The sequence below is a fragment of the Nocardia sp. CA-128927 genome (assembly GCF_050955855.1).
Lineage (GTDB): Bacteria > Actinomycetota > Actinomycetes > Mycobacteriales > Mycobacteriaceae > Nocardia.
Window position 1 is genome coordinate 9,105,304 of record NZ_CP192087.1, and the last position, 14,095, is coordinate 9,119,398.

General features: G+C 66.8%; 17 protein-coding genes. 12 read left to right on the top strand and 5 right to left on the bottom strand.

All coding sequences use genetic code 11. The features are described from left to right. Window positions 1-119 precede the first annotated feature (119 nt). Window positions 120-296 carry a hypothetical protein gene (locus ACQPW1_RS42340; protein ID WP_191093947.1) on the top strand — a complete coding sequence of 59 codons (177 nt, stop codon included), beginning with the start codon at window positions 120-122 and terminating at the stop codon, window positions 294-296. 96 nt (window positions 297-392) lie between these two features. After that, complete coding sequence (locus ACQPW1_RS42345; protein WP_433658900.1) at window positions 393-689, top strand: 4a-hydroxytetrahydrobiopterin dehydratase; 297 nt, start codon at window positions 393-395, stop codon at window positions 687-689. Between the two features lie 3 nt (window positions 690-692). Here ACQPW1_RS42345 and ACQPW1_RS42350 read toward each other — a convergent pair whose 3' ends face one another. Next, window positions 693-1,961, bottom strand: a complete 1,269-nt coding sequence (locus ACQPW1_RS42350; RefSeq protein WP_433658902.1) for a mannosyltransferase — start codon at window positions 1,959-1,961, stop codon at window positions 693-695. 292 nt (window positions 1,962-2,253) lie between these two features. Here ACQPW1_RS42350 and ACQPW1_RS42355 point away from each other — a divergent pair, with 292 nt between their 5' ends. Both ACQPW1_RS42355 and ACQPW1_RS42360 read left to right on the top strand, forming a co-directional pair. Next, a complete protein-coding gene (locus ACQPW1_RS42355) occupies window positions 2,254-3,030 on the top strand; it encodes an Rv1157c family protein (protein WP_433658904.1) in 777 nt (258 codons plus the stop codon). A 199-nt stretch (window positions 3,031-3,229) separates the two neighbouring features. Beyond that, window positions 3,230-3,589 (top strand): hypothetical protein, encoded by a 360-nt coding sequence (locus ACQPW1_RS42360; RefSeq protein WP_433658906.1) that lies wholly within the window; start codon window positions 3,230-3,232, stop codon window positions 3,587-3,589. A gap of 10 nt (window positions 3,590-3,599) precedes the next feature. Here the strand turns inward: ACQPW1_RS42360 and ACQPW1_RS42365 are convergent, their stop codons facing one another. From ACQPW1_RS42365 to ACQPW1_RS42375, 3 genes are all read right to left on the bottom strand, one after another. After that, the gene (locus ACQPW1_RS42365) at window positions 3,600-4,310 is read right to left on the bottom strand and encodes a DUF1906 domain-containing protein (protein ID WP_433658908.1); all 711 of its coding nucleotides are present in this window, start codon (window positions 4,308-4,310) and stop codon (window positions 3,600-3,602) included. Window positions 4,311-4,539: 229 nt separating this feature from the next. Next, window positions 4,540-5,667 carry a hypothetical protein gene (locus tag ACQPW1_RS42370; protein WP_433658910.1) on the bottom strand — a complete coding sequence of 376 codons (1,128 nt, stop codon included), beginning with the start codon at window positions 5,665-5,667 and terminating at the stop codon, window positions 4,540-4,542. 258 nt (window positions 5,668-5,925) lie between these two features. Continuing rightward, a complete protein-coding gene (locus tag ACQPW1_RS42375; protein WP_433658912.1) occupies window positions 5,926-6,582 on the bottom strand; it encodes a CHAP domain-containing protein in 657 nt (218 codons plus the stop codon). Window positions 6,583-6,740: 158 nt separating this feature from the next. Here ACQPW1_RS42375 and ACQPW1_RS42380 point away from each other — a divergent pair, with 158 nt between their 5' ends. The 6 genes from ACQPW1_RS42380 (at window position 6,741) to ACQPW1_RS42405 (ending at window position 11,085) form a co-directional block, all read left to right on the top strand. After that, window positions 6,741-6,998 carry a type II toxin-antitoxin system VapB family antitoxin gene (locus ACQPW1_RS42380; protein WP_433658914.1) on the top strand — a complete coding sequence of 86 codons (258 nt, stop codon included), beginning with the start codon at window positions 6,741-6,743 and terminating at the stop codon, window positions 6,996-6,998. After that, complete coding sequence (locus ACQPW1_RS42385; RefSeq protein ID WP_433658916.1) at window positions 6,995-7,387, top strand: type II toxin-antitoxin system VapC family toxin; 393 nt, start codon at window positions 6,995-6,997, stop codon at window positions 7,385-7,387. Before ACQPW1_RS42380 ends, ACQPW1_RS42385 begins: the two co-directional genes overlap by 4 nt. Before the next feature lie 105 nt (window positions 7,388-7,492). Continuing rightward, window positions 7,493-8,143: an ABC transporter permease gene (locus ACQPW1_RS42390; RefSeq protein WP_396974141.1), complete on the top strand. Its 651-nt coding sequence runs from the start codon at window positions 7,493-7,495 to the stop codon at window positions 8,141-8,143. Continuing rightward, window positions 8,136-9,335, top strand: coding sequence for an ABC transporter ATP-binding protein (locus ACQPW1_RS42395; protein WP_433658918.1), 1,200 nt, complete (start codon window positions 8,136-8,138; stop codon window positions 9,333-9,335). The genes ACQPW1_RS42390 and ACQPW1_RS42395 overlap by 8 nt, the downstream gene beginning before the upstream one ends. Further along, entirely contained in the window at window positions 9,332-10,114 is a 783-nt protein-coding gene (locus ACQPW1_RS42400) for an ABC transporter permease (RefSeq protein ID WP_433658920.1), read from the top strand. The genes ACQPW1_RS42395 and ACQPW1_RS42400 overlap by 4 nt, the downstream gene beginning before the upstream one ends. Then, on the top strand, window positions 10,111-11,085 hold the full coding sequence (locus ACQPW1_RS42405) for a glycine betaine ABC transporter substrate-binding protein (RefSeq protein WP_433658922.1): 975 nt from the start codon (window positions 10,111-10,113) through the stop codon (window positions 11,083-11,085). Before ACQPW1_RS42400 ends, ACQPW1_RS42405 begins: the two co-directional genes overlap by 4 nt. Before the next feature lie 147 nt (window positions 11,086-11,232). Here ACQPW1_RS42405 and ACQPW1_RS42410 read toward each other — a convergent pair whose 3' ends face one another. After that, the gene (locus ACQPW1_RS42410) at window positions 11,233-11,880 is read right to left on the bottom strand and encodes a TIGR03086 family metal-binding protein (RefSeq protein WP_433658924.1); all 648 of its coding nucleotides are present in this window, start codon (window positions 11,878-11,880) and stop codon (window positions 11,233-11,235) included. A gap of 92 nt (window positions 11,881-11,972) precedes the next feature. Between ACQPW1_RS42410 and ACQPW1_RS42415 the strand changes: the two genes are divergently transcribed. Further along, window positions 11,973-12,980 carry a helix-turn-helix transcriptional regulator gene (locus ACQPW1_RS42415; protein WP_433658926.1) on the top strand — a complete coding sequence of 336 codons (1,008 nt, stop codon included), beginning with the start codon at window positions 11,973-11,975 and terminating at the stop codon, window positions 12,978-12,980. Window positions 12,981-13,311: 331 nt separating this feature from the next. After that, the gene (locus tag ACQPW1_RS42420; protein WP_433658928.1) at window positions 13,312-13,986 is read left to right on the top strand and encodes an alpha/beta fold hydrolase; all 675 of its coding nucleotides are present in this window, start codon (window positions 13,312-13,314) and stop codon (window positions 13,984-13,986) included. The last annotated feature ends 109 nt before the right edge of the window (window positions 13,987-14,095 follow it).

Here is a 14,095-nt window from a genome sequence, read left to right on the forward strand (position 1 = left end):
CCGACCCCTGCAAACAGGTGGAGAATCGAAACTCACCGGGCATTGCGGCCATATACACCCTACCTGCGTTCGGGTCACCCCTACGCTTCAGGCACGTAACTAAGGGTATGCTAACCGACATGGGCAAGGTCAAGGCTAAGCAGGTTTCACGTCTGAAACCGAAGAAGAAGTGCTGTCGCAAAAAGACGCGCTGCGTGAAATGCCCTGTGGTCATTATGCGTATGAAGAAGTGTGAAGCCGCAGGCATCTGCGGCAAAGACCTGAAAAAGGCGCTCAAGCAAGCGCGCGCCGCCTGACCTTTTCGGGCTCCCCCGGCGGCCCGCGAACCTCGTTGCGCTCGACTGATCCGACAATGACGGACATCACTCCCGGCGCGGGTGTAGAACCGGGTTATGAGCGCCCCGCTGCTGACCGAAACCGAACTCACCGAGTCACTGACCGACCTGCCGGACTGGACCAGGGACGGCGATGTGCTGACCCGCACCGTCCAGGCGCCCGCCTTCCTCGCGGGCATCGAGCTCGTCCGCCAGGTCGCCGAGGCGGCCGAGGCCGCCAACCATCATCCCGACATCGATATCCGCTGGCGCAAGGTCCGCTTCGCGCTGTCCACCCATGATTCCGGCGGCCTGACCGCGCTGGACATCGAGCTGGCCCGCAAGATCGACCAGCTGGCCGCACAGCTCGGCTGAAAGCTAGGCGGCGCGCGCCGGGCCCTCGGTGGCTACGCGCGCCGCCGTGTCCGGGCTCGACTTCGCGCGGCGGCCGGACCTGATCACCCAGACGAAGAACGCCAGCGCGCCGAGCACGTCCACCGCGCCGAGCCAGGCCAGCACCGCCGGTCGCGGAATGGTCCAGATCGAATCCTGGGCGAACGACAGCACCCACGGGATCCCGATCAGCGTGTTCACCAACCAGTAGCCCGCGACGATCTTGGCGCCGGGCGCCTGCCGCAACGGCCCGTAGAGCAACCACAGCACCGTCGGCAGCAGCCAAACCCAGTGGTGCGACCAGGAAATGGGCGAGACCAGCAACCCGAACAGCTGCACCATGATCAGCGTGCCCATCCGGTCGTCCGGCTCGAGCACCCGCCAGGCCAGGAACGCCAGCACCGCGACCACCAACACGCCCGCCAGCCACCACGGACCCGATTGCACGTCGTAGCCGAGGATTCGGCTCAACGCCCCGCGCAGCGACTGGTTCCACACCGAGCCGACCGGACCGATCCGATCGGCGTCGCCGAGCAGCGTGCCGAAGTACCGCCGCGCCTCGTGCGGGGCGATCAGGAAGCTGATCCCGACCGTCGCGCCGAACACCAGCGCCGACCACACCACCGTCAGCCAGCGTCGCTGCGCGACGAAGTACAGACCGCTGATCGCCGGGGTCAGCTTGATCCCGGCGATGACGCCGATCAGCCCGCCGGACAACCACCAGCGCGAGCTGCGCACCGCGAGCATCGCGCCGAGCACCAGGAAGACATTGACCTGGCCGTAGTCGATCGTGGTCCGCACCGGTTCCATCCACATGCCGAGCGCGGTCCAGCCGACCGTCGCGGCCTGCCAGCCCGGCTCGCGCGCCCGCTCCGCGCCCAGGATCAATTCCAGCGCGATCCGCACGACGACATAGAGCGCGGCGACGGTGGCCAGCAACCAGCCGACCGCGACGGCCGTGAACGGCAGATAGTGCAGCGGGAAGAAGACCAGCGCGGCGAACGGTGGATAGGTGAACGGCAATGGGAAGTCCGGCGTCTTCTCCGCGTAGGTGAAGTCGTAGAGCTTGTCGGTCAGCAGCGACGCCGACCCGTCCACGTACACGTGGAGGTCGACGACGTTGATTCCGTTCTTGTTCAAGAACATCCAGAGCAGCCGTGCCAGCACGGACAGACCGAGTGCCGTGACAGCCCATCGGAGTTGACGGTTCAAATCGCAGGCTTTCGACTCGGGTGCGGTGCGTCGGCCCGACACCCGGCGATGCGAGTGTTCGGCGACAAGAACGGACGGCTCCGACTACATTAACCGCAGCGCCGATTCAGGTCGTCGCGCCCTCGTATCACCAGCCGAATCACTGATAACATTTGCATCAACTTTCACACCAGTAACACCCGATGCGCGCTACCGTCTGATAACACTGATCGTCCGCAGCACCTGTAGGGCGACGCAGCTGTACACATAGCCGCGATGTCCCTAGAGTGACCCCCGAAACGATGGCTTTTCAGCATCGGCCCCAGATGTACCCGAGGTAAGGACGGCTAGACCAGTGCTTCGCACCCGAGGATCGCGGATTGCATTGTCGGCGCTCGCCATCGCGGCGACTGCCACGCTTGCCGCGCCGACGACTGCAGTCGCGGCGCCCGCGCCTGCGGCGACCCCGAACACCGTGCCGATGGTTCCGGAGGGTGTCCCGATCGACGCGCTCGCCGCCCTGGCCCCCGCCATCGTCGGCTCGATCGCCGGTCCCGCCGATATCGCGGCAGGTCCGCAGTCGGCCATCCTCGATCAGGCCCGCAAGCTGCTCGCCACGCTGGCGCTGCCGCCGCAGATCAAGTCCACCCTGGAACGGATCATCACCTTCCTGGACGGCAGCGGTGGCGGTGGCCCCGAGCTGCCGCAGGAGGGCCCGGTCATCGCCCAGTTCCTCTACCCGACGATCGGCAAGGGCTGCATCGGCCCGACCGCCGACTCGATCGGCACCGCGCTCGCGGTCGCGGGCCCGGCCCAGCTGCCGCCGCCCGGACCGAAGGCCGGTCAGGCCGGGTTCGTCTTCACCGCGCTCGGCACCAAAGCGCCGACGGTGGAACAGAATCCGCCGATGACAGTGCAGTGGATGAACCTAGACACCCGTCAGTCCGGCCTGCTGCCGCTGACCGACGAGGCCAAGATCAACCCGGGTGGCCCGGCCACCCTGTCCGCCATCGCCGACACCGGTTCCGGCCGGGTCATCGCGGTCGTCTCCGGCTCGCTCACCACCAAGGCCGACGACGCCGACCCGCGGACCTGCTCGTTCCTGCCGACGCTCGGGTTCTTCACCGTCTAGCCCGCCTCTCCGAGTATTCAGGCCAGACTGAGGCGGTGGATACTGGCGTTGGCGGCCGGTAGTGACGTTGTCGGCAGGTTAGCCAGTACCCGGTGAGTTACCCATGTGCTTCTGAAATCTGTTGCTGCGGAATCATTCGACATGGACGCAGCCCTGGAACGAGGCATGCTGCGGCACTAACTGTGGTAGACCCGTAACCATGGCGACGATCGAACATTCGATACGGCCCGGCCGCTCCATTCGGAGCAGGCACTCGCATCGATCGATACTGTCCTTCCGATCCGAGGGTTCCATTCTGTCCATCGGGTCGGCCTACTCGATCCTCTCGATCGGCAGCGTCGGCTCGGTGTTGTCGATCGGCTCGGTCGGCTCGTTCGGGTCGGCCATCTCCTCGTTCTCGTTCACCAGCCTCGGCTCGGCGTTCTCCGGCCTGTCCCGCTGGTCACTGTTCTCCTGGCTCGGCGATCACGAGGCGCCGGACAGCCGCCCGACCTTGCGGGTGGTGCCGGACGAGGAGCCCGATCTGCGCGATGCGCCGCTGAGCCACTCACAAACCTAGGTTCGGTGGCTCACCACTGCCCGTATTCGGTGGCGAGGGCATGGTTGAGATCGATGCCGATGCCGTCGAGCGAGCGCTTGTCGATTTCGAACTGGTGCAGATGCGCGGCGGGATGCACGACGCCGTTGGAGCCCCAATTGTGTTGCCAATACCAGGAAGCCAGCCCGGCGGCGCGAGCCAGTTGGATGGTGGGCGCGTTGGCGTACATGCCGGTGTTCTCCTTGCCCAGCACCGACTCCCAGCCGAGTAGGTACGGCGCGATCATGCTCGCGAAGTCGACCGGGCTCGGGTTGTCGTCGATCGAGGCGTAGATCGGTACGCCCTCGGGGCCGCCTGCGGCGAGGTGCAGGTCGAGGCCGCGCTGCGCGTGTTTCTTGCCCGCCTCCAGTCCGCCGCGCCAGTCCGCGGTGGGGCCCTTGCCGAACTGGTAGCAGGACACGATCTGCAAGTTCGCCTCGTGCAATTGGTCGACTTCGTTGGCGCGCAGCGGCTTGCCTTCCATCCATTCCGCGCCCGGTCGCCGGTCGGAGACGTATCGGATCACGCCGAGATGTCCGGCGTCCCTGATCGACTCGGCCGACGGGACTCCGCCCGCGTAATCGACCAGCGTGCCGAAAGTGCCCGAGGCGGCGGCGGGTTTCGCGGAAACGGTCAGGCCGATCGCAGCGGCCGCGGCGGCATAGCCGAATAGCTCACGCCGGGATACCGAAATGGAACGCATCGTAGGACTCCTTCGCGCAACCCCGACCATGGATGGCAGCGTGCCCGGCGCACCTTCCCCAAACATTCCGCGCGCGCCGGGAGCCTCGAACGTGTACTCATTTCACCATATTCACTTGGGAACCGCTAGACCCACGGGACATACCCTTTCACATTGGTCACACTGGACAGCAGGAATGTGACCGGCGGATGCCGAACAAGGCACCGGCTAGCTAGGCGAGCTGACCGTTCTAGCGCACGCCGTCGATGCGGGCCGCGACATCGATGGTTCGACCGGAGCTGTCGGCGAGCTCTTTGCTCACGACGCCCGCCACCTGCGCGATCACCTGCTTCTTGATCCCCGCCAGCGCACCGAGCGTCGCCGCGCGCACGCCGTGCGCCTTGAACTCCAGCCGCAGGTCGTCCGGGTCGGGCGGCGGCACGTCGATCACGACGAGCAACGGGTCGGCGGCACGCGCGGTCAAGACCAGCGGTACCTCGACGTCGGCTCGGTACCGGTTGGCCTTCAGCACGTCCACGGTGATGTCGAGGCTGACCGGCAGCGTCAGGTCGAAAGACCGTGGGGTGTCCGTCTTCTCGTCCAGCTGCGGCACCCGGACACTCCCCCGCACGGTGACCGTCGCCGATTTGCCCGGCCCGGTTTTCAACGGCCCGATTTCGATCGGCCGCCCGGCCATCCGCTCCACCACATCGAACACCCGCTCCCGCGTCACGATGCGCGAGAAGAACCGGTGCCCGAATTCGTCGTAGCCGATCCAGTCGAACTCCGCCTGCTCCCGATGCGTCGACTGGGTGCCGCTCACGATGGCCTCGATATCGAAGACCCGGCTGCGCCGCGCCTGCGGATCGGCGAGCATGCCGTTCACCCGGGAGGCGACCTCGCGTTGCACCAGGCCCGCGATCGGGTCGAGCAGCATTTCCCACGCCGAGTCCACCGCCTGCGCGCGCAGCACGAAGCTGACGTCGCGTTGGGTGATCGGCGGGATGTCGATGACGATCAGCAACGGGTCGGCGGTGCGCGCGTGCAGCGTCAGGTCGATCTCGACGCGCGCTTCCAGCCGCAGTTTCTTGCCGCCGAGCATCACCTTCAGGGCCAATGACACCGGAACGGTGACCTCGAACGTGACGTGCGGGCCGCTGTGCAGCACCTTCGGCGTGCCGACCTTGCCCTCGGCGACAAAGCCCGCGAGGCCGGCCGGGCCGACGGAGAACGGGCCGATCGTCATGCCGCGCCCGGTCATCCCGGACACCGCGGCCTCGATCCGGTCCTTGGTCACCGCATGAGTGACGAAACGCTCGCCGAAATCGGCATAGTCGATCCAGGCGGGATCGCTACTCGGTGCTTCCGTCGGCTGCATCAGATGTTCCGGAACCCTCACCTCTCGATGGACAACCGACACGGTACGCGACCGACATTGCCCGAAACTTGCACGAGTCTGAACCCGAGATCCCCGTCCTGCCGATGAGGGGGAGGCAGGGCGGGGATCGGCGACGGCGCTGCCGGGCGCCGTCACTATCTATCGTAGGGCTATCCCGCGCACCCGAGGGACGTGCGGACCCACCAAGTACCACCGTTGGCAGGCAATACTTCTCACAATCGGCCGAATCCGAACTTCTCACAATCGGCCGAATCCGACGATTCCTGGCACCTGGTCCAGCGCGAACGTGTAAATGCTCACTTCGCCGAACTCGTTGCCACCGATGGTTGTCACGACGCCGGCACCGGACGTCAGCACAATGTTCGTGTGCTGGCCGAACGGGCTGCTGCTGTCGTACATCAGCACGTCACCTGTGCGCGGCTGGTAACCGCCGACCGGAACGAATCGGCCCTTGCTCGCGTAGTACTCCTGCAGCGTGTACACGCCGGGGATCCGCCACGCGCCCGAATTCGGGTTGGCCAGCGGCGCACCCGACTCCCGCATCACCCAGCTCACGAAGTCCGCGCACCACGGTTCGCTCACCCCTTCGGCGTACTTGCCGCCCGCCCCCGGACTACGGAATTCCTGCGCTGCCACCGCGACGACCTTGGCCTGCGTCTGATCGAGGCTCGATCGGTCGATCGCGGGGAACTCGGTGCTGCGCTGCCCGACGATCGCCGCCGGATTCGAATGGTCTTGCCACCAGCGGACTCCGACGACCCCGGCGGCCGCGAGGGCGATCACCACCAGCCCCACCACGAGCCACGGGCCCGCACGCCGACCCGACCGACCGTGCTGGGCGCCATCGCTGCGGTGTCGCACCCGATGCGAGGCTCTGACCTGCTGTTCCGACATCTCTCCCCCAATTCGTCATACGCGCGGCCGGTCTCGACCCTTGCTGAATTGGACGAACGAGGAACCCGAACGGTTCCCCTCCGAAAACAATTTCCGCTACCGATGGAACCGAGGTAGAGTGTCTACCATCCCAGTCCAGAAGGGTGGACCCTATGGGTTTGAATATAAAGAATGAGAAGGTGCACGCCTTGGTGCGTGAGGCAGCGGAGCGGACGGGGATGTCCCAAACCAGCGTTGTCGAGGAGGCACTGAAACGTATGTTGAAAGAACTGGACGCCGAGCGCGCAGCGGCGCAACAGACGCGGAAGGCACGGCTCTGGGAAATCGTGGCCGATATGGACGCCAGGATGACTCCCGAGACCCGGGCATTGCTCACCACCGATGATCTCTACGACGATCAGGGGATGCCCGCATGATCGTCGACGCATCGGCACTGCTCGCCATCATCAAGAAAGAACCCGAACGGGGTAGTTTCATCGACGCACTCGACGCGGCCGAGAGCCGGTCGATGTCGGTGGTCAACCACTTCGAGGTAGCGATCAAGGTGGATCGCAGTCCGGACCCGATCATGGCGCGGCGATTCGCGGAGTTGATCGGCGAGGGAGATATCGAACTCGCTCCCGTTTCGCTGGAGCAGGCTGCCATAGCCCGAGCCGCATACCGCGACTTCGGCAAGGGCAGCGGGCATAAGGCACAGCTCAACCTCGGCGACTGCTTCGCCTACGCACTCGCCACCATCAGAAAAAAGCCGTTGCTCTACAAGGGCAACGACTTCGTCCACACCGACATCAGATCTGCGGTCTGACCTCGGAGCTCGATTCCGGGCGGCGGCGCGCCGCCCGGAATACCGTCCGGGCGAAGCGAATCCGCGCTACCCTCCCAGGACACCGGGCGACGGGGAGGTACGACCCTGGACACGCTGTGGACTTTCGTAGTACACCGGCGACATCAGCTGCTCATCGACTCCTACCTGCATGTGTCGGCGGTGTTGCAATCGGTGTTGATCGCGACCATCGTCGCGGTGCTGATCGGGATTCTGGTGCATCGCAGCCCGCTCGGTTCCTCGATCTCGACGGCCGTCGCGAGCGCCATCCTCACGGTGCCGTCGTTCGCGCTGCTCGGCCTGCTGATCCCGATCCTCGGCCTCGGCGTCGCCCCGACGATCACCGCGCTGGTGCTCTACGCGCTGCTGCCGATCCTGCGTAACACCATCATCGGCCTGTCCTCGGTCGATCCCGCGGTGACCGACGCGGCCCGCGGCGTCGGCATGAATCGCCTGCGGGTACTCACCGCCATCGAGCTCCCCCTCGCCTGGCCCGCCATCCTGGCCGGGATCCGGGTCAGCACACAGCTGATCATGGGCATCCTCGCCATCGCCGCGTACGCCAAGGGACCCGGGCTCGGCAACCTCATCTTCTCCGGGCTCGCCCGGCTCGGCAGCCCGAACGCGGTGCCGCAGGCCCTGGTCGGCACGGTGCTGATCGTCGTACTCGCGCTCGTACTGGACGGGATCTACGTCCTCGTCGGACGTTTCACCACCTCAAGGGGAATACGTGACTGACACCGAAACCCGTTCCGGCGGCATCGAATCGGCGGTGTCCGGCGAGGAGATCGTGCTCGACGCGGTCACCAAACGCTATCCGGGCCAGCGTGATCCGGCCGTCGACGCGGTATCGATGACCATCCCGGCAGGCGAAATCGTCGTGCTCGTCGGCCCTTCCGGCTGCGGCAAGACCACCACCATGCGGATGATCAACCGGCTGATCGAGCCGACCTCGGGCACCATCACCATCGGCGGGCGCGACGCCGCGTCGATGAACGGTGACCAGCTGCGCCGCGGCATCGGCTACTCGATCCAGCAGGCCGGGCTCTTCCCGCACATGACGGTCGCCAAGAACGTCGCGACGGTGCCCGGCCTGATCGGCTGGGACCGCAAGAAGATCGCCGCCCGCACCGACGAGATGCTCGACCTGGTCGGCCTCGACCCCGACACCTATCGCGACCGGTACCCGCGCCAACTGTCCGGCGGCCAGCAGCAACGCGTCGGCGTCGCCCGCGCGCTCGCCGCCGACCCGCCGGTGCTGCTGATGGACGAGCCGTTCGGCGCGGTCGATCCGATCACCCGCGGCCTGCTGCAAGACGAATTACTGCGGCTGCAAGGCGAATTGGGCAAGACCATCGTCTTCGTCACGCACGACTTCACCGAGGCGGTCAAGCTCGGCGACCGAATCGCGGTGCTGGGCAACCAGTCCCGCATCCTGCAGTACGACACCCCGGCGGCGATCCTGGCCGATCCGGCGGACGAGACCGTCGCGGGTTTCGTCGGCGCGGACGCCTCGCTCAAGCAGCTCACGCTCACCCGGGTGAGCGATGTCGACATGGGCCAATGCCCGACCGCCGTCGAGGACGAGCCGGTCGACGTGCTGCGGACCGCGCTGGCCGGGCAGGACTGGCCGTGGGCGCTGGTGCTCGACAAGCAGCGACGGCCGTTGCGCTGGGTCTCGGCCGAGCACCTGGCGCACGCGAATTCGTTGCGCGGCACCGGAACTCCGATCGGCGAGCCGCTGTCGCTGCGGTCGACGCTGCAGGACGCGCTGGAGGCCTTGCTCGCCGATCAAACGGCGAACGCGGTCGTCACCGGCAAGCGCGGCGAATACGTCGGGCTGATCACCATCGACACGCTGGTCGCGCACCTGTCGGCGATGCGCGCCGAACACGGAACCGGCCGTCCCGCAGCGGGTGACGCGCCGTGACGGCGGCCATCGGCACGCCGCCCGCGACCGCCTCGCCCGCCGCCCAGCGCCGGGCCGAGCGCATTCGACTGTTCGTCCAGCCGGTGATCGTGCTGCTGCTCACCGCGGGCGTGCTGGTGTGGGCATTCGCCCGGGACCTCACCACCACCCAGCAGGCCAGTCTCAACGCCGACAACATCGTGACCGTGACCCGGCAGCACATCCTGATCTCGGCGACCGTCGTATTGATCGTCATCGCGATCGCCGTGCCGCTCGGTACCTTGCTCACCCGGCCCGGATATCGCCGTCTGGCACCGATTTTCGTCGGCATCGCCAACATTGGCGCGGCCGCCCCCGCCATCGGTCTGATCGTGTTGTTCTACCTCGCCACCCGAACCACCGGCTTCTGGATCGGTGTCGCGCCGATCGCGTTCTATTCGCTGCTTCCGGTGCTGCGCAACACGATCCTCGGCTACCAGCAGGTGGATCAGACGCTCACCGACGCCGGTCGCGGACAGGGCATGTCGGCGCTGACGGTGTTGCGCCGCATCGAGTTTCCGCTCGCGGTGCCCTACATCCTGGCCGGTTTGCGCACCTCGCTGGTGCTGGCCGTCGGCACCGCGACGCTGTCGTTCCTGGTGAGCGCGGGTGGCCTCGGCATCCTGATCGACACCGGCTACAAGCTGCGCGACAACGTCACGCTCGTCGTCGGCGCCGTGCTCGCGGTCGCACTCGCCCTGCTGGTCGACTGGCTCGGTGCACTCGCCGAGCAGTTCCTCGGGCCGAGGGGGCTGAAATGAACCGGAGGTGGCGCGGTGTGGCGCTGGCCGCCGGACTGCTGCTGGTCGCGGCCTGTGGCCTGGAATCCGGTGGCGCGGTGCCGCTTCGGGTGGGGCCGGGCAGCATCGTTCCGATCCCCGAACTCGAAGGCGTGCGAATCATCGTGGGGTCCAAGGACTTCACCGAGCAGAACATCCTCGGCTACATCATCGAATTCGCCATGTCGGCGGCGGGCGCACAGGTGCGAGACCTGACGAACATCCAGGGCTCCAACAGTCTTCGCGACGCCCAGTTGCACGGTCAGATCGACGTCGCCTACGACTACACCGGCACCGGCTGGGTCAACTACCTCGGCAAAGAGACCCCGGTCCCGGACGAGGTAGGCCAGTTCGAGGCCGTCCGCGACGCCGACCTCGCCGCACACGGCATGGTGTGGGCGGACATGGCGCCGATGAACAACACCTACGCGCTGGTGATGAGCCCTGCCACCGCGCAGGAGACCGGCGTGCGGACGCTGTCGGACTACGCCGCGCTGATCGAGAAGGACCCGGGCGCCGCGGCCACCTGTGTCGGCACCGAATTCAATGTGCGCCAGGACGGATACCCCGGCATGGCCCGCAAATACAACATCGACGTCGGCAAGGTCCGCAAACAGATCGTCCAGGATGCCGTGGTCTATCAAGCCACCTCCGACGGCAAGCAGTGCAAGTTCGGCTCGGTCGCCACCACCGACGGCCGTATCCCCGCCCTGAACCTCGTTCTGTTGCAAGATGATCAGCGCTTCTTCCCGAAATACAATGCGGCGGTGGTGATGCGCAAGTCCTTCGCCGACGCGCACCCGCAGGTCGCCACCATCCTGGAGCCGATCTCGAAGCGCCTCACCAACGAGGCCGTCACCGAGCTGAATCGCCTGGTCGACCTCGAGGGCAAGGAGCCCGCCGACGTCGCCCGCGACTGGATGGTCGCCCAGGGATTCGTCACCGCCCGCTGACGGGTTCGGTTGCGGCTCAACGGTTCCCGCAGCAACCCACGCGACAGGTTGATTCCCGCACAACGAATCACGTGTGCGGGAATCAAGGCTGGCCCACAGTCGGCGGGCACCAAGGTGCGCGGCCCGATAGCCGCGCACCGCACCGCATCAGACGCGCGGAACACGACCGAGGTAGTGCAGCAGTTCCGCAACCGCACTGTCGTCGGCCGCACCCTCGACGATCGCGGCGTAGGCACCCCACTGACGCAGCGGCTCAACGATTTCCGCCTCCTGCCCGCTACCGGGTGCCGGGTGCCCGGTGCGCGCGGCGACGAGCAGGTACCCGGCCAGTTCCTCGGTCAACGGCGAAGGCTGGCCGGTGCCGATCGCGATATCCCAGGCGTGCACCGCGGCATCCAGCGCGCACATCACGGCGGCGACCGAAGTCGGGAGGGCACCGTGCGGCAGCGGCGTCGGGACGTTCTCGGTGTCATCGGTGACGGTCGCCCAGGCAGCGGCGGTCTGCTCGACCGCGTCATCGACCAGCGCCGTCAGCGAGCCGTCGACGCTGCCGGACGGTTCGAAGGGGTTGTACGAGGGACCGCCTCCGATGCCGAGCACCGCGGCGTAGGCGAGCTGGTCGCCCGCGGCATGCTGGACCACCTGCGTCACGGTCCATTCCGAGCACGGGGTCGGCAGCTGCCACTGGTCGTCGCGGACACCGGCGACAACGTTTGCCAGCGCGCGGTAGGACTCGGCGAGCACATCCCGCCACACGGGGTTCAGGGTGGCGATCGAGGTGGTGGTGACGTTCATGTCAGGGCCTTTCGAGATGGTGTTCCTTGCTTCTGACATCAGCCTATGAGTCCATTAGGCTGCTTTCGTTCCTAATTCCTCGGAGGTGAAATGTGACGCCCACCACAGTCCGAGTGCTGCGTTTGCTGGCGCTCCTACAGGACCGCGCACACACCGGCCGGGAACTGGCCGAACGCCTGGACATCACCGACCGCACCCTGCGCAACGACATCCAGCGCCTGCGCGAACTCGGCTACCCGGTGCAGGCACAACGCGGCGCGATCGGCGGCTATCGCCTCGGCCGCGGCTCCACCATGCCGCCGCTGCTGCTGGACGACGACGAGGCGGTGGCCGTCGCGGTGGCCGTCGGACTGGCCGAGGACGGCGCCACCGGGATCGCGGACATCACCGACAACGTCACCCGCGCCCTGGCCAAACTCGACCAGATCCTGCCGAAACGCTTGCAGCGCAAGGTAACCGCGCTACGCGAAGCCACCGCCATCGGCCCGGCCACCACCGGATCGCGGGAACCCGACGCCCCCGTGCCCGCCGCGGTGCTGACCACCCTCGCAGGCGCCATCCGCGACGGCGCCACCGTGCTGATCGACCAGACCGACCTGGCACGCGAAGAAGTCGAACCCTATCGACTCATCAACTGGCAACGCCGCTGGTACCTGGTCGCCTACCACCTCGAAACCCATTCCTGGAGTGCGATTCCCGTCGCCAGAGTCCAGCACGCCGACGCGGGCAGCCGCCGCTTCGCCGCCCGCGCGCTCCCCGACGACGACCTGGTCGCCTTCGTCATGCGACACATCGCCAGCACCGGCTGGAAGGTGCACGCCCGCGTCACCGTGCTGGCCTCCGCCGAAACCGTCATCGCCCGAATCAATCCCGCGGTCGGCGTCGTGGAGGCCGTCGACGCCGACACCTGCGTGCTGCTCACCGGCGCCGACGCCCTGGAAACCATCGCCATCTACCTGAGCATGCTGATGATGGACTTCCGCGTCGACGATCCCCCCGAGCTGGTCGAGCACATCCGCACCCTCGCCCGCCGCTACACGGCAGCCGTCCCACCCGACAACCACAGCGCCACAACAACTCCGACGGATCTGAACGATTGATCACGAGGAATCGGTGCCGGGATAACGCGAGAGACCACCGACACCAGTTCCCCCTCGTCGATCGACGACAGGCATAAGCTGCGATCTGTGGCCGACAACGAGTTGTTCCTGGAGCCGAACATCGGAAAGCCCACCGAGAAGGTCGGACTTCCCGACCCGCGCGGGCTTCGATCGCTTCGCCGCCGCATACACCGATGGCCTCGCGGTACTGCCCGAACCCGCCGAACAGCGAGCGCTGTCGACCTCGTTCGGCCCGGTCCGCGCCTACCGCTTCGGTGATGCGGGCGGCACGCCGCTCGTCCTCCTGTCCGGCCGCCAGGCATCGACACCGATGTGGGCGGCGAATCTGCCCGGCCTGATGACCGACCGCACCGTCTGGTCGATCGACAGCATCGGCGAACCCGGAGCCAGTAGCCAGCACAAGGAACTCGTCACCCCGATCGACCAGACGACCTGGGTAGCCGAAGTCCTCGCCGGTCTCGAACTGCAGCGCGTCCACCTGCTCGGTGTCAGCATCGGCGGCTGGCTGGCCACGCGGGTGGCCATGCACCACCCCGAATGCGTGGCCTCGGTAACCCTGCTCGATCCGGCGAATACCTTTGCGCCCATTACCTGGAAGGTGATCGCGATCTCGCTCGGCAGTATCGTTCCCGGTCTGCCGATGCGCGTGCGCTACTGGCTGCTGAGCTGGATCTCGGGCGGCATCCCGGTGGACGACTCGATCCCCGAGGGACGCCTGATCGCTTCTGCCATGCGGGATTTCAGCTCGGCGCAGCCGACGCCCGTCCGCCCCACCCCCGAGGAGCTGGCCGCCATCGAGGTCCCGGTGCTCGCAATCCTGGCCGGGCGCAGCATCATTCACAACCCGACCCGCGCCGCCGAAACCGCCCGCACCATCCCCGGCGCTCAGGTCGAGGTCTGGCCGGACGCCTCGCACGCCATCAACGGCGAGTTCCCGGACCGCATCACCCAGCGCTTCGCCGAGTTCGCGACGACCATTCACTAGCCCGTCGGTTGTGCACCGGTCAAAGTTCCCGGCCTCGCCTGTATCGCTTCTCACGTCGCCACTCGACGCCGTCTTCTCCTACGCTCACAAGCAGTTTTCCTGTCCAAAT